At 45.9% G+C, this 24,013-nt stretch carries 24 protein-coding genes; 19 read left to right on the top strand and 5 right to left on the bottom strand.

Annotation, left to right across the window (positions count from 1 at the left end; genetic code table 11):
- Window positions 1–35: 35 nt before the first annotated feature.
- The gene (locus tag AC506A_RS14675; RefSeq protein WP_495461730.1) at window positions 36–2,147 is read right to left on the bottom strand and encodes a heavy metal translocating P-type ATPase; all 2,112 of its coding nucleotides are present in this window, start codon (window positions 2,145–2,147) and stop codon (window positions 36–38) included.
- 156 nt (window positions 2,148–2,303) lie between these two features.
- Between AC506A_RS14675 and AC506A_RS14670 the strand changes: the two genes are divergently transcribed.
- The 6 genes from AC506A_RS14670 (at window position 2,304) to AC506A_RS14645 (ending at window position 5,992) form a co-directional block, all read left to right on the top strand.
- A complete protein-coding gene (locus AC506A_RS14670) occupies window positions 2,304–2,672 on the top strand; it encodes an ArsR/SmtB family transcription factor (RefSeq protein ID WP_495461729.1) in 369 nt (122 codons plus the stop codon).
- Window positions 2,673–2,803: 131 nt separating this feature from the next.
- A complete protein-coding gene (locus tag AC506A_RS14665; RefSeq protein ID WP_495461728.1) occupies window positions 2,804–3,289 on the top strand; it encodes a cysteine hydrolase family protein in 486 nt (161 codons plus the stop codon).
- Window positions 3,290–3,762: 473 nt separating this feature from the next.
- Window positions 3,763–4,332, top strand: coding sequence for a YdeI/OmpD-associated family protein (locus tag AC506A_RS14660; RefSeq protein WP_495461910.1), 570 nt, complete (start codon window positions 3,763–3,765; stop codon window positions 4,330–4,332).
- Between the two features lie 61 nt (window positions 4,333–4,393).
- Window positions 4,394–4,930: an RDD family protein gene (locus AC506A_RS14655; protein WP_495461727.1), complete on the top strand. Its 537-nt coding sequence runs from the start codon at window positions 4,394–4,396 to the stop codon at window positions 4,928–4,930.
- Between the two features lie 12 nt (window positions 4,931–4,942).
- Window positions 4,943–5,389 carry a GNAT family N-acetyltransferase gene (locus AC506A_RS14650; protein ID WP_495461726.1) on the top strand — a complete coding sequence of 149 codons (447 nt, stop codon included), beginning with the start codon at window positions 4,943–4,945 and terminating at the stop codon, window positions 5,387–5,389.
- A 27-nt stretch (window positions 5,390–5,416) separates the two neighbouring features.
- The gene (locus tag AC506A_RS14645) at window positions 5,417–5,992 is read left to right on the top strand and encodes a GNAT family N-acetyltransferase (RefSeq protein ID WP_495461725.1); all 576 of its coding nucleotides are present in this window, start codon (window positions 5,417–5,419) and stop codon (window positions 5,990–5,992) included.
- 59 nt (window positions 5,993–6,051) lie between these two features.
- On the opposite strand, the gene AC506A_RS14640 is transcribed toward AC506A_RS14645, so the two are convergent.
- Entirely contained in the window at window positions 6,052–7,599 is a 1,548-nt protein-coding gene (locus AC506A_RS14640; protein ID WP_495461724.1) for a M20/M25/M40 family metallo-hydrolase, read from the bottom strand.
- Window positions 7,600–8,827: 1,228 nt separating this feature from the next.
- Between AC506A_RS14640 and AC506A_RS14635 the strand changes: the two genes are divergently transcribed.
- The 7 genes from AC506A_RS14635 (at window position 8,828) to AC506A_RS14605 (ending at window position 13,632) form a co-directional block, all read left to right on the top strand.
- On the top strand, window positions 8,828–9,250 hold the full coding sequence (locus tag AC506A_RS14635) for a hypothetical protein (protein ID WP_495461723.1): 423 nt from the start codon (window positions 8,828–8,830) through the stop codon (window positions 9,248–9,250).
- A 69-nt stretch (window positions 9,251–9,319) separates the two neighbouring features.
- Window positions 9,320–9,823: a hypothetical protein gene (locus AC506A_RS14630; RefSeq protein ID WP_495461722.1), complete on the top strand. Its 504-nt coding sequence runs from the start codon at window positions 9,320–9,322 to the stop codon at window positions 9,821–9,823.
- A 269-nt stretch (window positions 9,824–10,092) separates the two neighbouring features.
- The gene (locus AC506A_RS14625) at window positions 10,093–10,737 is read left to right on the top strand and encodes a class I SAM-dependent methyltransferase (protein ID WP_495461721.1); all 645 of its coding nucleotides are present in this window, start codon (window positions 10,093–10,095) and stop codon (window positions 10,735–10,737) included.
- 76 nt (window positions 10,738–10,813) lie between these two features.
- Complete coding sequence (locus AC506A_RS14620; RefSeq protein WP_495461720.1) at window positions 10,814–11,167, top strand: hypothetical protein; 354 nt, start codon at window positions 10,814–10,816, stop codon at window positions 11,165–11,167.
- Window positions 11,133–11,669: a GNAT family N-acetyltransferase gene (locus AC506A_RS14615; protein ID WP_495461719.1), complete on the top strand. Its 537-nt coding sequence runs from the start codon at window positions 11,133–11,135 to the stop codon at window positions 11,667–11,669. Before AC506A_RS14620 ends, AC506A_RS14615 begins: the two co-directional genes overlap by 35 nt.
- A 23-nt stretch (window positions 11,670–11,692) precedes the next feature.
- A complete protein-coding gene (locus AC506A_RS14610; RefSeq protein ID WP_495461718.1) occupies window positions 11,693–12,961 on the top strand; it encodes a glycoside hydrolase family 5 protein in 1,269 nt (422 codons plus the stop codon).
- Window positions 12,962–13,002: 41 nt separating this feature from the next.
- Window positions 13,003–13,632, top strand: coding sequence for a hypothetical protein (locus tag AC506A_RS14605; RefSeq protein WP_495461717.1), 630 nt, complete (start codon window positions 13,003–13,005; stop codon window positions 13,630–13,632).
- On the opposite strand, the gene AC506A_RS14600 is transcribed toward AC506A_RS14605, so the two are convergent.
- Entirely contained in the window at window positions 13,629–14,882 is a 1,254-nt protein-coding gene (locus tag AC506A_RS14600) for an ATP-binding protein (RefSeq protein ID WP_495461716.1), read from the bottom strand. The two genes, AC506A_RS14605 and AC506A_RS14600, sit on opposite strands and share 4 nt — an antisense overlap.
- A gap of 218 nt (window positions 14,883–15,100) precedes the next feature.
- On the opposite strand from AC506A_RS14600, the gene AC506A_RS14595 reads away from it, so the two are divergent.
- From AC506A_RS14595 to AC506A_RS14580, 4 genes are all read left to right on the top strand, one after another.
- Window positions 15,101–15,667 (top strand): dihydrofolate reductase family protein, encoded by a 567-nt coding sequence (locus tag AC506A_RS14595; RefSeq protein ID WP_495461715.1) that lies wholly within the window; start codon window positions 15,101–15,103, stop codon window positions 15,665–15,667.
- A 72-nt stretch (window positions 15,668–15,739) separates the two neighbouring features.
- A complete protein-coding gene (locus AC506A_RS14590; RefSeq protein ID WP_495461714.1) occupies window positions 15,740–16,399 on the top strand; it encodes an alpha/beta hydrolase in 660 nt (219 codons plus the stop codon).
- Between the two features lie 396 nt (window positions 16,400–16,795).
- On the top strand, window positions 16,796–17,722 hold the full coding sequence (locus tag AC506A_RS14585; protein ID WP_495461713.1) for an aminoglycoside phosphotransferase family protein: 927 nt from the start codon (window positions 16,796–16,798) through the stop codon (window positions 17,720–17,722).
- Between the two features lie 575 nt (window positions 17,723–18,297).
- On the top strand, window positions 18,298–18,900 hold the full coding sequence (locus tag AC506A_RS14580) for a mechanosensitive ion channel family protein (protein WP_495461712.1): 603 nt from the start codon (window positions 18,298–18,300) through the stop codon (window positions 18,898–18,900).
- A gap of 59 nt (window positions 18,901–18,959) precedes the next feature.
- Here AC506A_RS14580 and AC506A_RS14575 read toward each other — a convergent pair whose 3' ends face one another.
- Together AC506A_RS14575 and AC506A_RS14570 are read right to left on the bottom strand one after the other, a co-directional pair.
- Window positions 18,960–19,334, bottom strand: a complete 375-nt coding sequence (locus AC506A_RS14575; protein ID WP_495461711.1) for a hypothetical protein — start codon at window positions 19,332–19,334, stop codon at window positions 18,960–18,962.
- Between the two features lie 26 nt (window positions 19,335–19,360).
- Entirely contained in the window at window positions 19,361–21,793 is a 2,433-nt protein-coding gene (locus AC506A_RS14570) for a DUF7948 domain-containing protein (protein ID WP_495461710.1), read from the bottom strand.
- A gap of 854 nt (window positions 21,794–22,647) precedes the next feature.
- Between AC506A_RS14570 and AC506A_RS14565 the strand changes: the two genes are divergently transcribed.
- Both AC506A_RS14565 and AC506A_RS14560 read left to right on the top strand, forming a co-directional pair.
- Window positions 22,648–23,403: a hypothetical protein gene (locus AC506A_RS14565; protein ID WP_495461709.1), complete on the top strand. Its 756-nt coding sequence runs from the start codon at window positions 22,648–22,650 to the stop codon at window positions 23,401–23,403.
- Window positions 23,404–23,488: 85 nt separating this feature from the next.
- Entirely contained in the window at window positions 23,489–23,980 is a 492-nt protein-coding gene (locus AC506A_RS14560; protein ID WP_495461708.1) for a hypothetical protein, read from the top strand.
- Window positions 23,981–24,013 lie beyond the last annotated feature (33 nt).

Raw genomic sequence — 24,013 nt, 5'->3', positions numbered from 1 at the left:
CTGCCTTGTTTGTTTATTTGGGGCCGTTTAGGTCTTCATCGTTTACTTGTACCAAGCAGCACCGTCAGACTCACTAATGTAACGAAGATTGTTGCACCCATATCAGACAAAATGGCAATCCACAGAGTGAGCCACCCAGGGACGGTAAGCAGCAAGGCGATTAACTTTAATCCGAGTGAAACTGCAATATTAAACCGAATGATTGCATTGACTCGTTTAGCGACGGATATTGCTTCCGGCAGTTTGCCTAAATGATCCTGCATGAGCACGATATCCGCGGTTTCAATAGCACTATCCGTTCCTTTTCCCATTGCTATGCCCAGTTGAGCCGTCGCTAAAGCAGGCGCATCGTTAATGCCATCTCCAATCATAGCGACTTTTCCGCGAAGTCCGAGTTCTTTGATTTTATTCACTTTATCTTCGGGGAGAAGATTACCGAAGGTTGAAGTAACGCCAACTAGCTTAGCCACCTTCTCTGCGGTTTTCTGATGGTCTCCCGTGAGCATGACCGTGTTTCGAATGCCGGCCTGATGGAGTTGTGCAATGACAGTTTTACTTTCGTGTCGGATTTCATCCGCGATACCGAACATGCCAAGCACTTGCTCCTTATCTGCCAGGAGAACTAACGTAAGTCCCTGATTTTTCAAATCATCGATTTGAGTTTGGACTTCGGCAGGAAGAACGAGATGCTCCATGCTTTTTTCATTCCCGAGCCAATAGGGCTTTCCTTGTACAATGGCTGCAATACCGCGGCCGGCAATCGTCTGGATTTCATCGGGTGATGAGACTTCGATGCCTAGCTCAGCCATTTTTCTCATGATTGCTTTGGCCAGCGGATGAGAAGAGGAACTTTCTATAGCTCCTGCGACCTCTAAGAATTGTTTTTCCCGGTATACAATCATCTTCTCGACGTACGGTTCGCCTTTGGTTATTGTCCCTGTCTTGTCGAAGGCAATGATATCGATTTTGCCTAGCTGCTCTAGGAAGACGCCGCCTTTTATCAAAATACCGTTCCGTGCACTTCGTGTTATGCCGGATACAATGGCTATTGGCGAAGAGAGAATAAGTGCACAAGGGCATCCTACTATTAAGACTGCTAATCCTTGATAAATCCATTTGCTCCACTCACCGCTGAAGAGAAGGGGAGGAACCAGAATGACGAGGACCGAGACAATCATAATAATCGGTGTGTAGTACTTTGCGAATTTATTAATAAATAGCTCAGTCGGTGTTTTGGTCTCCTGCGCTTCTTCAACCAAATGCAAAATCTTTGCTAGCGAAGAATCTTTAAAGGCTTTCTCGATACGGATGTGAAGTACACCTTCATTGTTGATGCTTCCACCAAAAACAGACTCTCCATTTTCTTTCTCGATCGGTAATGCCTCTCCTGTAATGGCAGCTTCATTAACCGAGCTTTTTCCGCTAACTACAACGCCATCGGATGGGATCTTTTCTCCGGGTTTAACGATGACCAGGTCACCGATCGTCAAAGACGAGATAGGGACTACCAATTCATGGCCATTTTCAATTTTCACCGCTTCTTTAGGAGCCACTTTAAGGAGCGTCTCCATGGAGCGACGAGCTTTCTCCATCCCAAGCCCCTCGAGCAGCTCATTCAAGCCGAAGAGAATAGCAACGAGCGTTGCTTCTTTCCATTCTCCGATTGCAACGGCGCCGACCAATGCGATTGTCATAAGGGTGTCAATGTTAAATCGCAATGCAAACAGATTCCTTAGCCCTCTTAGAAATGTCGAGTAGCCGCTGAGAACGATTGCTGCAACATACATTCCGATTTGGATGCCACTGTATACTTGATCCCCGGAGATATAGGCTGCACCATAGAGAATTGCTGAAACAATCAACATTTTTATCATCTTAGAATTCCCGTGTTCATGAGTATGAGTATGACTGCCCTCGTGAGAGTGGTCATGATCATCGCTTTCGGCAGGATGGCTGCGATCGATATAGGCATGATCCGATTTTAAAATATGCTCGACTTCGGACAACGATACTCGAGGGTCAAGCTTCAGTTTGCCTGAATTATAACTAAGAGAAGCGCTCTCACCATGTTCCAGCTGTTTGATGTGTTGTTCAAGACCTAGTGCACAATTACCGCATGAGAGCCCTTTGACGCGATATTCGTTCATAAACATCCTCCTTTATTCAATATATGAGCACTTATTCATATGATATGTTGGAATTATTTTTCTGTCAAATTTATTTACTCCATTCTGAGTAGGGCAACAATCGACTACCGACTATGTTATAATGAGGGACATAATAATCTATGGTTGGTGGAACAAGTGGTTGATAAACTTTCTCTAGAAACCTGCGATGATTCATGCAGTGGAACGCAGATTAATTTTAAAGTCGTTAAAGAAAATTTAGTTGATGAGTCCGCAGCTAGCGCAATGGCCGATTTATTCAAGACGCTAGGGGATCCGACCAGGGTTAAGATCATTCATGCATTATCACAGAGCGAACTATGCGTGCATGATTTGACGCAAGTACTCGACATGGGGCAATCAGCGATTTCACATCAGCTTCGCTTTTTAAGAAACTTACGTATCGTAAAGCGACGTAAAGTAGGGAAAACCGTATTTTACTCCTTAGATGATGACCATGTGGAACAAATATTTATTCAAACCTTACAGCACTTGAGACATGATTAACAAAGAACGGTACTCTTCAGACCATGAAGAATACCGTTTTTTTTGGCTTTGCGCAAAGTAGCTTTATCTTGAGATCCTTAGGTATAATTGAAAGGGTATCAGGCTTAATACATGTGGAGGGAGTAACATCGATGAAAACTGGTTTTCTAATTATTGATATGCAAGCCATTCATCTACAGGGTATAGACAAGCAAAAGATTGAAAGAGCTAGTGAGTATATAAACTATGTGTCAGATGCGCTTCGTTCTCAAGATCATTGTGTCATACATATTCATGACGTTGAGGGTATTTCAGAATCAAATAGAGCGCTATATGATACAGTTCCAGACATTCACGTTCAGGATACAGACTTGATTGTGAGCAAAGAAAGCTCGAATGCATTTTGGCAAACAGAGCTGGAACAAGTTCTATTGAATCAAGAAGTAGAACTAGTTATCCTTGCAGGATTTGCGGCAGAGCAATGCGTGTTGTTTACCTATAACGGTGCTAGCGAACGAGGCTTTAAACCTGTCCTTTTACAAAATGGGATTCTAAGTAAACACGATGACATCATAACTTCAACGTACCGAGATCGAAATCTGATTTCGTACCCTGTAATTAAATACTTACTGAATTAGTAATACGAAACTCTGGCCCATTTGCTCAAATTGGTGGTGTTTATTTTGCAGGTAGTAAGGTACTTCACGCAATGGATGATATTCATATTCCTATTCAACGCAGCAGTGTTAGGCCTCGAACTACTTGAAGGATCTAAGATAACGACAACGGAATATTATGGATTTCAAAATATAGGCTTCACCTTCGTTGCATTGATGTTTCTTATCTCGTGTGTCCTCTATCCGGTTACGCTATTACCCTTATCTATACTAATTAGTAAACTCGTGAGGGCTATTCTGGGGCGTGCGCTGCTCTATTGCATGATAGGTATAATTGGTGGAATCATGATGTTCAATCAATTGTACAATGATCGATTTATACAGGAATATGGCCTGAATAGGAGCACGGCTATGCTGCTCTTCGGAGCTGCTGGCATTATTTATGCTGTGCTAGATCATTATCTTCAACATCGCAGTCAAGGGAGAATTACATGATGGAAATGAAAAACGTACTTCCGGCAAAAACGAGAGCAGATTTGCGGGACTGGTTACTGGAGAATAGTACGATTGAAAATTCGTGCTGGGTAGTGGTTAGCATGACGCCAACCCCCGATTCAGTGTTATATTTGGATGCCGTCGAAGAAGCGTTGTGCTTCGGATGGATTGATGGCGTTAAGAAAAAAATATCCGAAACCGAGCTGGCGCAGCGGTTGTCCCCCAGAAGTAAAAAAAGTTCATGGACGGAATTGAACAAAGAACGCGTTCGCCGGCTCGAACGTTTGGGGTTCATGAGAGACGAAGGGAGAAAGGTGCTTCCCGATATGGGAGCGGATTCCTTTCGAATTGATGGGGCTATAGAGCAGAGGCTCAGAGAAAATCAGCAAGTATATGATAACTTCTTGGCTTTTCCGGACCTGTACCGAAGAATTCGGATCGACACCATTCAAAGCTATAAAGATCAGCCGGCATTATTTCAGAGCAGGCTAGAGAAATTTATTTCAAACACGAAAGAGAACAAGATGTACGGACAATGGCATGATAATGGCCGCCTAATTGAGGAATAGACGCATCAGAAAGCCCCCAACTTGTAAGCAAGATGGGGGTTATTTGATCAAAAGGGGTTGCATGATGCATCGGCATGAAAATGTAAATAGCGTATCAATAGGCACGCGCCTGATCGCTTTTTTATGGGATTATGTGATCATTACGGGCTATCTCATTCTGTTAATCGGACTATCTTTTATTATTCGTCCTTGGTTGACTCCATTGTTTACCACTACTCCATTGTTGGCGGAATTCAGTGGGTTTCTTTTCATTACGCTGCCTGTCTATCTTTATTTTGCAATATGTGAGGGAGCGGCAGCACATGCGACTTGGGGAAAACGTAAAATGGGGATTGTGGTGACTAGCCTGCATGATAAACCAATCGGTCTCGGAGCCTCGCTCTTTCGTTCTGCTCTCAAATTCGCTCCTTGGGAACTGGCTCACTTTACCATCTGGCATATGGTCATTCCTACTGAGTACCCCGACTCATTCATCTACTCTTTACTCGGGACAGTCTACGGTCTCGTGCTCATCTACTTGATAAGTCCATTATTTAGTAAAAACAAACAAACGCTATATGACGTGATAGCGGGGACCGTTATTAGGTACAAGAATTAAGGAGGGATTCCAGTGGAGTCATACAAATTAGTTGTTACTCCTTACAACCCCAAGTACGCGGAACAAACCGTGCAAATGTGGCGTGATAGCAAGGAAAAGGCACTCGGTCAGAAAGAAACCCGCAGAGTTGAAGATCACATTTATTTTGTGAATTATATATTGCCCGAGCGGTTTCAAGTTGAAATCGTTCTTATTGACGAGAACGTAGTTGGAATCATTGCTTTCAATGAGAGTGAAATAAGCCAACTCTATATTCATGTTGATTATCAAGGCATCGGTATCGGTCAACTGTTAGTAAATAAAGCAAAAGCCCATTCAAGTGGCAAATTAACCTTGTATACGTTTGAAGTCAATACAATTGCACAACGATTCTATGAGAAGCATGGATTTAAAGTCATCGGCAGGGGACATGAGAATGAAGAGAATTTACCTGATATTCTGTACGAATGGATATCGTGAGCACACTGATAGTGGAGGAGCCGCACCATGACAGAACAATTCACAGAACTTCAGATCGAGGGCAGCACAATTCATTTGCGCCTTGCACGGTTATCCGATCTAGAGGACTATTATACTTTTTTGCAAGATCCAGAGATGAACCGACTCACAGGTACGCAGAGAGAATTCACTCGTGACGAAATTGCCGCATGGATTGCGAAAATTAGCGTTGTAAACGAAGACCGTATCGATTTCATGATCGTGATGAAGGAAACAGACGAGCTGTTAGGTGAGGTCGTGTTGAACGAAATCGATTCAATCAACCGCAGCGCTAATATCCGAATCGGGATACGAGGGACGAATCATCGTGGCAAAGGATATGGCACGGAGGCGATGATTCTCATGTTACGATATGGTTTTGAAACGTTGAAACTACATCGGATCCATTTGGGTGTCTATACCTTTAATCCCCGAGCCATCCATGTCTATGAGAAGATAGGCTTTCGAAGAGAAGGAGTACAGCGCGATGTTCTGTATTGGAACGGGGACTATCATGACATGCTTATGATGGCTTTACTTGAAGATGAGTTCCGCTCCTTGAACAGGTGCTTGGCGTCAAGCTGATACCCACAAATGGAAAAACAACCTTAGCTCGGTGGTTCGCCGGACTAAGGTTGTTTGGTTTATTGAGGATATAGAAGGTTGTGCAGCATGACCGCAGCTTCCGCTCGGGTTACGGCTTTTCGGGGAGCGAACGCGCTGTCCGGCGTGCCCTGCATGATTTGAAGCTCCGTTACGAGCGCCACTGCACCTTGTGCGTACCCCGCAATGCTCGAGCGGTCCTTATATTTCGCCAAAGCGGCTTCGGGATCTTCGGCCTCGCCGATCTTCTCGTAAGCTTTGAGTACGTTCGCGGCTAACACGGCCATCTGTTCGCGGGTAATCGGCGCATTCGGGTTAAACGTGCCGTTTCCGTTGCCTTGGGCGAGCTTCCATTGAACGACCGACGCGATATACGGATAATACCAATCTTCGGGACTGACGTCGGCGAATTGAATGGTTGCGGTTGGATCGAGCAGACCTAAGCCTCTTGCCAGCATCGCGACGAATTCGGCGCGCGTTACTTGCCGGTGAGGGTGGAAGCCGTTGTCGCTGTCGCCGAGAACGATATCGATGGAAGCAAGCGATTCAATGGCATCGATCGCCCAAGGAGTTGCGGAGATATCGGTGAATGCGAGACCGGCAGGCGGTTCTTTCATTTCGAGAAGCAACTGTGTAAGCAGACGTGTGAAGGAGTCGAGATGCTCCTCGATGCGTCCGGGATAGGTAGTGGCAATGTAATCGGTCGTGTCTTTCGGCGTATGCCAGATCTCACCGTCTTTTTCCGTTTGCGTGTACCCGTCCATCTCGCCGAGCTCCCAGTTAGTCGCTTCCAAGTACCCGTAAGGAATTCCGGCATATTTAAAAGCGACGTGATCACTGGCATCGATCGTCGTTCCCGCGGGATACAGCGGGTTGAGGCCGGTTTGTGTCGTGATGTTCAGGTTAAGACGCCCGGCAATGTCGAGGCCAAGGTCGCGCACGAACCCGTCGGTGCCGCTGTTGCCGTAAATAAGCATGTGATCTCCGACCGCCAAGCTGTCCAGATTGATCATGGCAACGGCGTTGTCGATCTCCTCGGAGGACAGCTGGGATACGTAATAGTTGGAGCCGACGAGCCCGACCTCTTCTGACCCGAACGCGAGGAACTTGATCGTGTAAGGAACGTCCGATTTCAAGACCGCTTTCGCAGCTTCGAGCATGACGCTTACTCCCGATGCGTTGTCGTCGGCGCCTTTGCTGACGCCTACTGAGTCGTAATGGGCCCCAACATACAGAACGCGCGTGGATTTGCCGGGCAGTGTGGCCACGACGTTCGCTGAATGGATGGTTTCACCGTTGTCCCCTTTGTAGTCGAACGGCTGCATTTGCGCCGACAAGCCGATTTTGCCGAACTCTTGCAGAATGAACTCTCCCGCCTTGGCTTCCGCCTCGCTGCCGGCAACCCGGGTGCCGATCGTGGAGCTTAAATATTGCATCGTTTGCAAGGCGTAATAACCGGGATCGCCTTCCTTCAGTGTGAATTCGCCGGATCCTTCCGCGAAAACGCTCGGCGCCGTGATCGTGCCGGCCAGCAGGATTGCAGCAAGCAACGGCATTACCCGTGCTTTTATTTTAAAACTGGACATCATATTCCTCCTGAAATAAAACGGATAGAAGAGAATTCGATGTCCGTCGGGCGTATTCCTGTTTGGATTTAGTAGAATTAGATGAGGAGAATTATGATGGAGTGTACTTGGTATGAACTTGAAGAAATTGCAGCAGATGAAATAAAGTATGTTGTTATGATAACCGAGTAGTAGTGAATTGTACGAGGAAACGGGTGCCGTTAGCTTTGAGTTAACACCTTATGGTATTTTAATGCGGTCTTTTAATGCTATTATGGAAATAAAAGCAACTTAGCTAGGAAGGAATATTGACGTGATGCAGAGGATTAAATTTATGTATAGACAATTCTTGAGGGAACCATTGTGGTTCAAAATTCTAATTTCTACAACTTTACTTATTACAATTATATTTAGTAGTTCATTTTTTTCGGATAATGCGTATTATCAAAGCTGTGCCAAATTAGCTGCTGCTATCTTTTTTTGTGCGTATGGCATCAAAATGCGGAGGAATCTTCAACTTTCTTTAATCTTCTTTGCAGTAGCAGTTATATGTATTTATCTATCTTGGCACAATTTCGAACTCGCAAATCGCTAAACTATCGGGACACGATAGTTCAAAGATCGATTCGAAGTATGACTTTAATAAGGAATGAATAAACCATGAACAGGCTGCAGGCATTTAACGGCAGCCTGTTCAACTACGGGCAGTTTAACGCAACAACCCCTTCTAATTACTCGTATAGAAAGGGACATACTTTTGCGGCGGAGGTATTAATGAAGAATCAATTAAAAAGTAAAGTTACTGTTATTTTAATAATAATAACTTGTTGCATCCTCTTACTTTTATTTTGGTGGCTATATAATATGGTGAATACTCCAAATCCAATAGATCCGTGACCGATTGTTTATTTAACTAACTTATTAAGCTAAGGGACTCGGTAGGCTCAACGAATTGAAGTATTAATCTTACACATGTGGGAATAGGACCGCTTCAAGAGCTGTCCAATGAAAAAACTTGGGTAGCAATATTGTCCGTTGTCGGTCTTTTGTGAATAAGGTATACAAAAAAGAAACCGTCCAAGCTCAGCGAGTGCTGCGCCGGGACGGTTTTTTCCGCTCTGCCGCGTGTTACGTATTCGCTTTGCCCGCATAGACGTTGATGTGGTCAATATTCGCGATTTTGCCTTTGGCGACTTTACTTGGGCCGACGAATTTCAGTTCGAATGCTTTGGATGGATGGTAAACATAGATTTTGTCCGTGCCGGTGATAATTGCGCAAATCGTAGATGACGCCGGATTTATTGACGCCGAAGCTGTATTCGCCTTTTCCCATATTTCGATTTGTTCAACATATAGAATTTCACCTCTTATTTTTATTGGAGACAAGGGACGTTTTGTCTATGCAGAATATCCCAAAAAATGGACAGCACGTGGTAAAATACTTGTAGAGTTTTTACACGGGGGAATACGTCTAATGATGGTCAGAGATGAGTTCTTAAAGAACGTAAAGCAATTGATACAAATGCACTCCGAGGGTCATCTTGGCGGTGAAGTAATGCCTGAGGATGTTCTATTAGGTGTTGTTCCTGATGAAGAATTATTGAACGTGTTAACTCTTGGAATGACTCTAAATTATCAAAGAAATTCATACGCATTATGGCAGTCAATTGTATAAGCCTATACAGATGATAGTTCGCGGTGGGTCTTTAATCCAAGAAGCGTCCGTGGGAGCAGCATAGACGAATTGCGTAAAGTACTGGTTTATCAACATGTTGCTCTACAACCCAATCGTCACCCTGAAATATGGGGAAAAGTCTCAAATGGGATTGCTGATTCTTCTCTTAGGGGAGATGTATTTGGATTAATTGATTCTGTTAATTTCAATATAGCAGAGTTGAAAGATATTGTTCAGATTAAGAGGAAGCATGAGTTCCCTTATCTTTCCGGTCCTAAAATTTTCAATTACTGGCTGTATGCATTGGAGTCTTATACTGCGGTTAAGTGGAAATCCCGTAATCTTATTACAGTAGCTCCTGATACACACATATTACAAGCAACCGTAAAATTAGGACTTTGCTCTTTTGAAGTATTAAACGGCTCTGCAGAGGATAGACAAACGGTTGCTGAATTATGGGAAAACGCACTTTCCGGTAGTGGCTTGGCGCCAATCGATGTCCATACACCACTCTGGTTATGGAGTCGCGCTGGCTTTCCTGTACTGTCTACAAATGGTTCGCCGTTCAACTAACTGAGAACGATCGTACACGAAGAACAGGCTGCCAACGATTGGTAGCCTATTGCGCTAACGAGCAGACTTGTTAAGGGGGAGCGAATAGTTAACGCTAACGAGAAATGACAGCAGAATAATCACCAGGTCAAGGCTGCCGGCATGATCGGTAGCCTTTCGTTCAGAACGGGCAGGAAAATTGATCACAAAGTTGAATGTAAACACTTAAATGGACAAATACACCAATTTCCTACCATATTAATGTGTTAATTAGAACGTGAGGAGAATGTATGATGACGAAACGTTCGAGTGTATCGGATCAAGAGCATTGGAATCAAGTGTATAACAGGTTATACCTTGACAAGCCGATCTACGACTTATGGCTCGATGCCTATGAACCGTTTTTGGCTGGAGCAAAGAAAGGCGCCATTATCGACCTAGGCTGCGGCTACGGCTGTGATACGCTCTACTTGACGGAGCGCGGTTACCGTGTTATAGCTTGCGACTTTTCGGAAAACGCGCTACGCCGTATCGCCGAACACATTCCGGAGGCTGAGACGAAGCAGGTTGATATGACTGCAGGGTTGCCGTTTGAGGGCGGAAGCGCCGAAGCGGTCGTGGCCGACTTATCGCTCCATTATTTCGCTTGGCAAGATACCGTTAATATCGTAAACGATATCGCCCGGGTATTGAAGCCGCGAGGCGTTTTACTCGCACGTTTTAACTCGGTAGGTGATGTTCACTATGGTGCCGGGCTTGGGGTGGAGCTGGAGCCGAACTATTATGAGCATGGTGGGCGGTGCAAACGGTTTTTCGAGGAGGGCGATTTGCGTCTGCTTTTTGCAAACTGGGGAATTGAAGCAGTCAGAGAGACGGATCTTCACCGTTACGGCAAGCCAAAACGGTGTTGGGAACTGGCTGCTGTAAAGGTGTAAGCGCCAAACTAACGGAGAACGTTAGCTCAATACACTACAACGGGGCTGCCGACAATGGGGAGGGAGCTTACTGACTATGGACACTCCTTTCAGACAACTAATGAAGAGAAAAATTATTAGTGCAGCGATAGTGACCTTCTTATTCTCCATCATTTTTGCTTGGCTGGAGCCTGAACTTTTTGGTGACAGTACTATACTAACTATCGGTGCTCGTTCACACGAAGCATTTCGCATTATCAGCGTCTACATGATGTATGCCGCACCTGCTATTTACCTTTATGGAATAGTTACTTCATTGATCAGTGAAATGAAGCTTGTGGCTCATGAGCGTTGCTTATATGAATATGACAGGATAGATGATCTGAAATTATATTATCAATACGGAGGGTTGCCCGGTGGAGAAAGAGATACGAATAATTCAGGAAAGTGATTATGAACAAGCGCATGCATTTCAGTGCGAGTATTTGGATATAGAGAACGTTGAGGATTTTATGCAACGGGTGAAGAGTGATCCTGACTTGTACTTCGTAACAGTGGATGGTAGTGATGTGGTTGGTATTTGCTATGGAAGTCCGTCTAAGAGAAATGATTCCGTCATTAATTTGAATGGGATCGCGGTTAATCTGGATGTTACCAAGAAATATGCTAGAGTTGGGCTCGGAACAAACATGCTGCGGAACTTTGAAACAGCGGCGAAGAAAAGAAGCTATTATCAAATTGGTGTAGGTTCAGCGGACGATCCAAAGGTAGAAGCTTTTTATTTAAAAAATGGATTTAAACCAACGGAATTGGTAGTCAAAGGTTCAAATCTGGAGGAAATAGAGAGAGTTCGAGTAGATGACTATGAAAGCGGGATTTTACGAAGAGAAGAACTAAGACGTACATACAATCCAAGAGAAGTGATCTTCATTTTAGAAAAGGTTTTAGAATGAATGACTTCAGGGGGGCCGTGACATTGAAAATATGGAGTATTGCGCTCTTGCTGCTCATGTTTGTTTTGGTAACGGGGTGTAAGTCTGGCACGCAAAACCTAGGAACGGGGGTTTCGAAAAAAACGGAGAATGCCACGCCGGCGGCCAGCAAAGCGGAGGAGAAACTACCGTCTCCCGACCCGTCTCCGGCTGAATTGTCCGCGACTCCGCCGGACCCGAAGCTGCCGAAGCGTGACCCGCAGTCGGCGCCGCTTGACGTATTTCAACAGGCGAAACAGCTCGGGAGAGGAGTCAATCTTGGCAACGCGCTTGAGGCGCCGGTAGAAGGGCAATGGGGAGTCATTTTACAGGAAAGCTACTTCAAGACGATCAAGGATGCAGGCTTCGAAACGGTTCGCGTTCCGATCAAGTGGTCGGCGCATGCGGACGCGAAGGCTCCTTACGCTATTGACGCCAAGTTTTTCGAACGCATTGATTGGGTCGTCGACCAAGCGCTGAAGCAGGGGCTGAACGTAGTTCTTGACATGCACAATTTCGAAGAGATCTATCTGAATCCAGATGAGCAAGAGGCTCGTTTTCTGGCGCTATGGAAACAAATCTCGGCACGGTACAAGGAGCTTCCCGGTAACGTGTATTTTGAGCTGCTCAATGAACCAAACGGTTCTCTGACCTGGTCAAAATGGAATAGAATGCTGAAGAAAACGCTCGATACGATTCGGAGCGAGGATCAGTGGCATACGGTCATAATCGGCCCCGTCAACTGGAGCAATTATGCTGAACTTGCGTCGCTCGACATTCCGGTTAACGAAGACAACGTGATCGTTACGTTCCATTATTACGATCCTTTTCTCTTCACCCACCAAGGTGCAGAATGGGTAGGGCCGGAGATCGGAACTCTCGGCGTCACTTGGCCAGGTCCCCCGGCACAGAAGGTGGAACCGAGCACTGCCGCCAAGCAGGTAAACTGGGTGGACGATTGGTTCCAAGATTACAATACGAATCCGGTGGAAACGAATCCGGCAGGTCCCAATTCGATTGTGGAAGCATTTGATAAGGCGAGCAACTGGGCAAAGGAGAACCATCGCCCGATCTATCTTGGCGAATTCGGCGCGTACAGCAAAGCCGATATGCCTTCACGAGCACGTTGGACGACCTTTGTGCGAGAGGAAGCGGAGAAGCGCGGATTCAGCTGGTCTTATTGGGAATTTTGCTCGGGCTTCGGCGTATATGACCCAATCGCTAACCAGTATCGGAAGGAATTGCTGGAAGCACTTATACCTTATAAGGAATAGTGTGGAATAAGTTGGTAGTTATAACATTTGAGGTGGAATCAATGTTTAGAAATGAATTTGTTTATTGGATCGGCGGGTCATCATGTGGGGGTAAAAGTACATTAGCTAGGATGTATGCAGAAAAGCATGGACTGGAACTTTATTCTTGCGATGAACATTTCGATAGACATTTGAAGGATGTTTCATCTACTAAGTATCCAGCGATGCATAAAATTACTACGATGAGCCCTAATGAAGCTTTCTATTCAAGGGAAGTCCAAGAACAGCTAAATGTATATATACAATCTTTTGTTGAAGACTTTTCTTTTGTCATAAAGGACCTTGCAAAGAGTAGCGATAAACCGGTTGTTGTTGAAGGTAATCAATTATTACCCTCACTTGTAACAGCTCATTTAAATAAACATCATAAGGCTGTCTGGGTTATTCCAACTGAGCCATTCCAAAGAGCACAATATTCCAAAAGGGAATGGATACAAGGGATTTTAAAAAACACTGAAAACCCCGATGAAGCTTTTAACAATTGGATGTCACGAGATGCACTATTTTCTGAATTTGTTCTGAATGCAGCTTCGGAGTTACATTTAAATCTATTAAAAGTAGATGGCAGTAAAACTTTGCAAGAGAACTTTGAATATATTGAAAATCTTTTTCATGCTGAGGAACCTTGTTAAGTTAACGGGGCTTGCGTCAACGGCAGCGTGATGAAATACGTGGTACCTTCGCCTTCTTTGCTGCGGACCTCGATCTTGCCGTTCATGCCCCGTATGACGCTGAAGATGACCATGGTCCCAAGACCGGTTCCTTTGTCTTTGGTGGTGTAATAGGGCGACCCCAGCCGGTTAAGCTGTTCCTTGTTCATGCCGATACCGGTATCGGCGATTGTGATCGTTACGAGTTGGTTAGGCTCGTTGACCTTATAAGTCAAGGTCAACATCCCCCCGCCGGGCATCGCCTCGATGGCGTTCTTGCCGATATTGATGATGGCTTGCCTGAACTTGGACTTGCTGCCGTATACCGTTGCGGGGAGTTTCATGTCCGTGACGATCTCGACGTTCTGCAAATTCGCGTAGGAGCTCAGGATTTGGGAGGCCTTGGCGAGCGCCTCCTCCAGGACGATCGGTTCGAGCCTCTCGATCTGCGGTTTGGCTAGCGATAAGTAATCGGAAATGATCGATTCCGCCCTGTCCAGCTCTTCGAGTGTAATGGCGGAAAACTCTTTCCGCTTCCGGTCGCTTAGTGCCGGATCGGACAGCAGTTGGATGAAGCCGCGGACGGACGTTAACGGGTTGCGGACTTCATGCGCTACGGAAGCCGCGATTTCACTAACGACCTTCATTTTCTCCGCATGGATGATGTCCTCTTGCATCCGATGCTGCGTGCGGATCATTTCAATGATGAACACCAGCATCACCGCCATGATGCTCTGGACGAAGATGATAGGCAGACTCGGAACAAACGACGCCATAAAAAATAAAGTATTCCCTTCGAGCAAGGCGTACAGATTGACAACCGTCACACGCAAAAAGAAGCACGTGCCGGCTACAAGCAGCATTCTCTTCTTGGCGTCGGCTTTCTCGTATTTCTTGACGAGTAACAGCAGCAGCACGATTGTCGGCAATAGCGAAAGAAAGTAATGGAATAGATCGATACCGCCCAGAACTTGCCGATACGCAAGCAGACTGCCGAATAAGAGCAGCATTGTATAAAGGCCTCCGTAGAGGGAGCCAATCACGAGCGGAATCCCTCTTAGGTCGAGCACCGAATCGAAGATTTTGACAGGAAAGGTCATCGTAATAATCATGGGAATCAAAAACAAAACGTACACGAAGAGCGGGTGCTTGTGTTTATAGAAATGACGGTAAAAAATCAAAGGCAGGAAAATAATGAACGCATTGAGGATGAAGTCGGAATGAGAGAGCATGGGGTTGCTCCTTTTCTGAGGGCTTGCCTTTATTTTCGAGAAAAGGACCGTTGTTTCCTTTAAATCGAGGAGATAATTTTTACATGACCAAAATTCAGATTTTCACTTGACCCTTACGTAACCTAATGATCTATAGTGAACGTAAGAGCAGGACGAAACATGGGCGCCTACTGCCAACAAGCGAACAACTAAATTCGAAATCGGAGGAGAAGCAAACAATGAGAAAACTCGTATTGTTCATGCATGTGTCGCTGGACGGGTATGCGTCGGATTCGAACGGAGGACTAGATTGGATTCCGTACAACGAAGAATTAGAGAAATACGCCGAGGAGGTCGTAGCCGAGGTCGGCTCTCCCGTATACGGACGCACGACGTATCGGATGATGGAGAGCTACTGGCCCTCGGTGCTGGACGATCCGAATGCGTCGAAGCACGGTACGGAGCATGCCAAATGGCTGCAGGATGTTAAGAAAATCGTCATTTCCGGCTCGATGGACAATGTAGAATGGAACAATACGATGCTGATCAAGGACAATATCGCAGAGGAAATCAAGGCGCTCAAGGAGCAGCCTGGCAAAAATCTCGTTATCTTCGGTAGTCCGGGGGCGGCGAAGACGTTGCTTGAGCTTGGCCTGATCGACGAATTCCTGCTGACGATTTGTCCGGTCATCTTGGGCGGCGGAAAATCGGTATTCCACGACGGTGAGAAAAACAGGCTCAAGCTGCTGTCCAGCCGAACGTTCAAGTCGGGGATTATCGCGGCCCGCTATGAGTTGGAGAAATAGCCGTGCCGTACAAGGTGTTCCACGTTGTGCTACACGAGAAAAGTATAATGTTGAACACAGGAGATGTGAGATATGAAGATCGCGGGAGAACTCGTCACTGAGACGCTCGAGTATGACGGTGGTCGGCAAGTTACGGTGTACGTCCCTCCGGATCCACCCCAGGCAATCGTGTTCGCCGGTGATGGTCAGCTGATCTCGCAGTGGGGCAGGTACCTCGAGGCCGCCGCCGACGTACCGCCCACGATGATCGTCGGTGCCTACCGGACGCCCGATGAGGATGAGATGGTGCGCATCCATGAGTATTCACCGCCGTTCGACCAGGAACGGTTCGCGGCCCACGAAAGGTTCTTCGTCGAGGACATCCGCCGATGGGTGCAATCATGCTTCAGCGTCGCGCTGCCCGCCAATCGCACCGCGGTATGCGGCGTGTCGGCGAGTGGAGAGCTCTCACTCGCGATAGGGCTTCGGCATCCGGACATCTACGGTACGGTCTTCTCCGCATCGCCAGGCGGGGGCTACCGACCACCTGCCGTGATGCCAAGCCCGCTGCCGCGCACCTACCTCGTAGCCGGAACACTAGAGCCGTTCTTCCTAGAGAATGCGACCCGGTGGGCGGCTGCGCTGCGCGATGCAGGTGCGGACGTTGAAATGAGAGAGCGGGTCGCGTCGCACGACGATGTGATGTGGCGAGAAGAGTTCCCGCTGATGGTGGCGTGGGCGTTTGGACGATAAACATTCGCCTAGTAATAGCATTGACCATCCCCCTAAAACACCTTATTATGGTAACAAATAGTGAAGGTGGGATATGTGCAGTGATGATGATGACTGTGTTCCTGACAGAGGTTAAAGGTTAATTAGTAACCGAATAACGTGCGGGCGTGATTAAAGCACTCTACTGCTTGTAGTAGAGTTTGCTTTGCTACGTTCGTACCACCTCTTATGAACACCATTATCATCACTGCTTCCGTACTGAATGAGCGAGATAAAGTAGTTTACTTTGTTTCGACTTCGCTACGTTCGAAAAGCCGTGAATGAACAATGTTCATTCACGGCTTTTTTCTGTCCGATCACTATTTCATTTGTTTTTACCGACTCAAGACTAGACTTTATTATATAGGAGATGGAACAATGACTGCTTACGAGAAACCTGGTTTGGACATAAGAGAAATCGAAACCGTATTACTGAAACATCTCGGACCCGGTGCGGCCGAAATTACGCCATTGATCGGCGGCAATTTGAGCAGCGTGTTTTCCTTCGTCCACGGAGGCAAAGGTTATGTCGTGAAATTTAGCGATCTGGAAGGAGCGTACAAGACGGAAGGTTATGTCTCAGACTTGCTGGTAGGTCAGGGCATCCCTTTTCCAAAATGTTTCGCGCTGGGGAAAACAGGCCGGTTGGCCTACATGATCTTGGAGAGAATGGACGGGCGCAATCTAGGCGATTACACGGCAGAGGAACAGGCCAGTCAATTAACGGAACTTATTGGCATCTTGACCAAGATGGCAGCTGTGGACGTTAGGGCAACGAACGGGTATGGGTGGATCGGGTCTGATGGTAATGGAGTTTACGATTCTTGGAAGGAATTCGTCGTTGCCTTCAATTCGGAAGATCAGACGGGGACGTTCTGGGAGAACTGGCACGACTTGTATCGAACATCTTGCTTGGAGAGAGACGTATTTGAAGAAATCTATAATCGCTTGTTGGCCTATGTACAGTATAACGAACTGCATAGAGGCTTTATCCACGGGGATTTCCACCAGTGGAATATTTTGTCCGACGGTAAACGGATCACCGGTATCATCGATGGGAACTGCCTATATGGCGATTCTCTAGTGGATCTGGCGATTCTCGATCGTCATATGTCGTCAACTGGCGTCATTCAGGCTTATCAAGACTATCAAGCGAAAGTTGGAATCCCCATTCCTTATTTTAAGGAGAGGCTGCTCGGCGCCTATTATTTCAAGGGACTCGATGGACTTCGATTTTACGCTAAGATGGGATGGAGTGACGCCTATAACGGTACGCGACATTTCCTTTTAAATCTGAAAGCTTGACGGGCAGGACACTAGCGGCAGTCGATTATTTTGCCGGTGGCAGCTTGATTCCGATACATCGAAGGAGCTTCAAATTGCAAACCATCTAATTGTGGAGTTCCCCAAAAATTCCAAGGATGTTCAAGGGATAAAACAACATTAAGAAATGATGTTTCAGGACGAGAATGGAGTATTTGAAAGCAGGTTATAACTGAGCCCAAAAGTTGAAACGCTAACGGGAAACGTTAGTTGAAAAAAATGGAGCAGTTTGCCGGTGGCAGCTGCTCCATTTTTTCGTTACGCTAACGGCAGGATAGTTCAAATAATAATGCATACTAAAAGCAGGGGAAATATGGATGAATGTGGAATGTAATCCGAGAACCAACATCGAAAGCGAAAACAAAAAAGTTGAGTAACGAATGGAAGAAACGATACAAAAAAGCGCTAAACGAGGTAAAGGGAGTCGCTTTTGGCGTTAAGTTATCGGGAAACGATAGCTAAATAAACATCAAAAACGGCAGCCGGTATAAGGCTGCCGTTTCTCAACTAACCAATTTAGTTTATGATATATTGTATGTGTGAAAGGAGATATATAAATGAATTGGTTTCAGGAAAACTTATGGAATACAGCAGTACTGCTAGAGTTTGGAGGAATAATATTAAAGATTTCTCTTATTTTAATAGTGGCGAATATCGTGACTCGAATCGGGAAAGCATTCGTGCGCAAGTTCTTTATCGTAACAGTTAAAACACGAGCATATCGCAAAGGTCGAGAGCAGACTTTGGTAAAGCTGAGTGAAAATGTAATTTATTATGTGGTATATTTTATTGCACTCATTACCATTTTAGAAATTTTTATTGATATTAAAGGTATCCTAGCAGGAGCAGGAGTTGTTGGACTTGCTGTGGCGTTTGGTGCACAGGGATTGGTAAAAGATGTAGTCACAGGATTCTTCATTTTATTCGAAGATCAATTTTCAGTTGGAGATAAAGTAAAAATCAATACAATTGAGGGAACGGTAGAAGAGCTTGGTCTTCGGACGACGCAGATTAAAGGTATTGATGGTGAGATGTATTATATAACAAACAGCATGATTACGCAGGTTGCAAATTATGCAAATGCTCAGCCGAAGCAAGTTGAAACTTCAAAGAGTGTAGTGTCGAAGGAGAAAATACGAATGAAAACCGCTAATTTTTAGCGGTTTTTTTGATTCAGGATTTGGTGTATTTGAGGAACGGGATGAAAGAGGCTAATGAGTTAATCTACAGGCGTAATCGCCGTAATGATGGATTGCTCCGCTTGCACCAACCGCTGGGCAGCGTTCAAGTTACCGACTGCATCGGTAGCAAATATGTTGATGACGATGTTCGAACTTGTCACTCTCAGTTGCGTTTCATATGCGGAAACTCCGCTAATATCAACGGTTCTCGTCATAACGTCGAGTGGAAAGAGCGAGAATAGCTGATGGACATACGGGATTTTAGGCGTCGGAGCTGCACTCAAGCTTACAAGGAAAACCTCCAGCTCGATCGTCGCAGCCGTAGAAGGGTCATCGTTGCTAATCATGATTTTCAAAGCGGTGGATGGGTTTATCCCTGAATTGAGGATTGGCCCGCTGCTAAAAGTAGGCATACCTATAACCTCTTTCTCAAGAAATGTCAGTCCGTTGGAGTGAGCATGAAGATCGGCGTCGCTTCTGCCCGTAACACCCGCAAGTCGGCATGAAGATTACCGTGCTCATCCACCGGGAAGACATTTACGACCATATCGCCGCTCCCCGGACCGGTTAGCTCATACTGGATTTCAAAGCTTTGGTACGACTCCACGTTGTACCTTCTGGTTAACGTCCTTTCAGGCGGTAAGAATAACAGCTCAGACGCGAAGGCTATTCGTCTTGTTCCGCTCAAGAAAAAGGCCGTAATGTGAATCGATGCCGAGTTAATCAGACTATCGTTGCTAATTAGAATCATAACAGCGGATACTGCACGAGAAGCTGAAGCGACATTGTGCAGGAGACCGGTTGAAAATACAGCGGAGAATTGAATTTTCGCGATGAATAGATCAGCACGGCCGCCGAAAAAAGGCTGAAACACTTGGCGCGTAACGGGAAAATCAGACGCCCATGTTTGTCCTAAGAGATAGAGATCGCCAGCAGGATCCACTGCGATACCTGAGCCGCCGTCTATGCCGGAACCGCCGAGATAGGTTGAGAATACGAGAGACGAGCCTTCAGGGTTCAAGACGGTGATGAACGCATCATTCGTACCACCGTATACGGACTGAATCGCATCCGGGGTAACTGGAAAGTCCGGGGAAGTGGTCACACCGATAACAGCAACTTGGCCAAAAGCATCCAACGCGATGTCGATGCCCCAATCTGTGCCGTCGATGAGTCCTCCTAGGAAAGTGGAATAGACGAGCGCGCTGCCGGTTGGATTCATTTTAGTGATAAACGCCATATTCGTTGGTACAAAATTGGTGTTATAAGCTCCGGGCGTAACAGGAAAATCAGGGGAGGAGGTTTGCCCGGTCAGGTAGGCATTGCCGGCGTCATCAATAACGATGTCTTCCGGCTGATCCGTGATGTTTCCGCCAAAATAGGTGGAGTAGATGAGCTCCGAACCGACTGCATTCAGTTTGGCTACAAACCCGTTTGTATAGCCGAGCTGCATGGTTTGGAAAGCGCCGGGCGTAATAGGAAAGTTCAATGAGGTTGTGCGCCCCGCCACATAGGCGTTTCCAGCCGAATCAATCGCAATTCCAGTCCCGGTATCTTCGTACAGACCACCAAGAAAAGTCGAATACACGAGCGCCGTGCCAGCGGGATTGAGCTTGGATACGAATACGTTCCCGAAACCTGCAAGGGTAGGCTGGTACACACCGGGCGTAACTGGAAAATCAGCCGATCTTGTCGTGCCGGTCACGTAGGCGTTGCCAGAATCATCAATATCGATGCTGTTTGCGAATGAACCGTTGCTGCCACCTAAGTATGTGGAGTAAACGAGCGCTGTTCCAGTCGGATTGAGCTTAGTGACGAATGCACTGTAATTCGTTAATGGCAATGTTTGAAAGGCACCAGGAGTGGTGGGGAAATCCAAAGTATCGGTGATGAGTGTTATGGTGTGGCCGGTCACATAGGCATGACCTGCCGAGTCAACAACGATGCTCTTGCCAACATTATCGGATCGCCTTCCTCCGATATAGGTAGAGTAGAGGATCTCCGTTCCTTCCGGGTTGATCTTGGTTACAATCACATCGCTCACACCGGTTAAGGTGTTGCTGAACGCACCGGGAGTGATCGGGAAATTGGCCGAACTGGAGTAGCCCGTAATATACGCGCATTGTGAAGAGTCTAGCGCAATATCGCTCGCCGTTGAGTCTATGCCGCTTCCCCCGAGAAAAGTTGAGAAAGTAAGGATGGGATCGATGACAAGCGGCAATGCGGCGTCGTAGTCTTCCTCCAGATGAAAGCCGACAGTATAACTTCCATCTATATCTGGTTGAAGGCTGAAGCGACATGCCAAGCTCCGAGTGCTGCCGCCTATCTCTTGGTATGCGACTGGTTTCAGGTCCATAAGCGTACCGGAAGGAGTGGCAATTAACAGATTTCCATCCATGTCGAGCTGCAGTTCATCGGCACCTTCGCAGCGAAGTCGAACGTCCTCGATGCGCGACCCCGGGCTCAAATGTACATCATATTTCAGTTGTAGGCCTTGTCCGTAGAAGATAACGTCGATGCCAGCCCATACCTCTCGGTAAACCACACGCTTGTACAGCGGGAGAGCTATGTGATTACTTGACGGGTCATTTCCGCTGAGTCGATTAAAGGTTCCCTGCCCGGGCTGTTGTCCCTCAGGCATGATAGCTGACTGAGTACCTTGGAAAGTCCAAGCGAGGGTGACGCCTTCCGCACTGCTCTGTTGACCTACGTCATTGTTTTGCAGTTTCCAATACGTCATCCACGCAGTACCTGCTCCAAACGCAAAGCGGCACCCCTGCATCTGCGACTGATAAGCAATCCGGTTATCGGCGATCTGTCCTCTGTTTGGAACGAATGACAATGGAATCTTCCCGTATGATTGTAAGGCCACATTGCTTTGCTGCTTTATTAAGGGCATCACTATCACCTCGATTTTGTTGTTCATAGAATACTAGCATTGTATGTTTCTAAATGACGTTTCGCTACAATGGAAGCGTTGTTTAACGACGCGAGTAGCGAGCCTCGTGAGGTTTATTCCGTTCCAAAAAAATATTTCACTATTCAGTATTCAACAGTAATCGACTTTGAAGTAGCCTTAATCAGAACGATTGTTTATGATAATGAAGTATGGAAGTGGTCGGTATCTGAGGTTAAAATTACCCAAATCGTTAGCGATTCTGGGGTGGAGGATTTTAGAGGTTTTCGAGGCGTAGTTTCGAGAAAAAACACCACAAGTATCACATTTACAGTAGACGTAACGCAAGATGGGTAATCCATTACTAGGGTTAGGGTGATGTTATGCTGGTTTCCGTAGAGGAAGAAGATACGTTTTCATATTGGTGAATGACGGATAGCTCGTGCATGTGCATCAATTTATTACATACGACAAATTAGTTTCGGAAGAATCGATTGAGACGTGAAAAGCAAGCGTTAGAAGCCGTGGCTCATAAAATGAGGGATTCATTTAAAGTTATGCACGCCGCAGATGATTTCTCTTATGATCCGTCTACCATGTACCAGGTTGATTTGAAATCCGGTGAAATCGTTAAACACAAATCGTTTAACCCCCTATCGAATAATAAAGCTGCCGATTGACAAGGAAATTATCCGTTCGGTAAACGATAGTATAACGATACCAGGCTGCCGGCACGATCGGCAGCTTTTTCGTTGCAGTAAGTGGCAGGATAACGCGATGGGAACCTTGAATTCATTGAGGTGAAAATAATCTAAATGTGAGGTAAGTTAATGAAGGAGTATCGAGCCCCTACCCTGTTACAACGAATAATGCGTTGGGAACGAGAGTTTTCCCGAGAAGTAGAGTATTTAGAGACTCCAACAGGGCTTTTCCTCGGTATTGATTTTAATGAGAAGGAAGGGTATTTTTGCACTCCAGTGGATTCTTTTCCTTTTGCACGTACTGGAGGGGACGGTATACATTACGCGTTGTTAACTGATTTTGGTCTTGTCCAAGACTTGGATGAAGCACCAGTTATCCGAGTTTCACCAATGGATTCAGATCGTATACGGCTTGTTGCTCGAAATCTGCATGACTTTTTCTCGTTACACTTCTTCGATGAACTGATAGTACTGAATGAATATTCGAGTGAAGAGGCATATCTTGAGAGTGTTCGTAAGGAAGAAGCCAGAGATCTGAATTCAGAATGGTTTGATCATCATCGATGGAAACGAGATAAACTGAAGGTGCTGAATGAAGTTCATGAGAAGTTTAACCTGGCTCCTATACCGAACCCTGTTCAATACCTGCAAGAGATTCGGTTTGAACGGAACTTACAAGTAACAACTTTAACCGAGGATTCTCTAGGTATATTGGCTCTACCCACTACAATTCCGCAAGAGAAAGAAGCATTGCTCGCTTCTATTCGGAACTTGCAACATACAGCCTCTACTAACAGAATCATAGTTGAGCACCATTCGAATGAACTTCTTCAATTAGGATTTACCCATGAGGCAGAGTGTTTACGTGTTCGTTTGTTACGTTAAGCTACCGGGACACGATAACTAGCATGAGGGTTATAAGAATCGTTTTTGATAAAAAAATAATAAAGTGTTTAACGAGGGTACGAAGATGACGGATAACAAAAATAAGATTGTAGTATGCAATGATGTGGGCTTATATGTAGACGCTCTGACACGCGGCAAGCATTATGAAGTAATAGCGGAGGACGAAGCAAAGGAACAGATCAGGCTCGTTGGTGATAATAACCGAGCAAGGTGGTTTAGAAAGTATTATTTCGTCCCTGTTGGGAGCAGCGTACCTGTAATGGGTGAATGGAAATTCGACGATACAGTTGATGATTCAAGTGAAAATTCTTTGGAGCACATTGAGATTACAGTCACCTTTAGTGATGGCGACAAGAGATGGTGTTCTCTTTGTACAAAGGCTGGATTGCTTGATTACATAAATCGGAATATGGACGGGAATGGTTTCTTGATTGAACATCAAATCATTGTGAAGAACTTCTCGCAAGAAGTGGTCAATGATGCGTTAAATCGATTAGACCAACAAAATCACTTAGTGAAATTGACCCAGTTGTTAAGCTCCCTCGAGACACGATAGCTAAGAATTTATGAACCATGGAATGATCGGGGG

The sequence above is a fragment of the Paenibacillus sp. N22P23 genome, from assembly GCF_059383735.1.
This window is presented reverse-complemented; position numbering and strand designations above follow the sequence as displayed.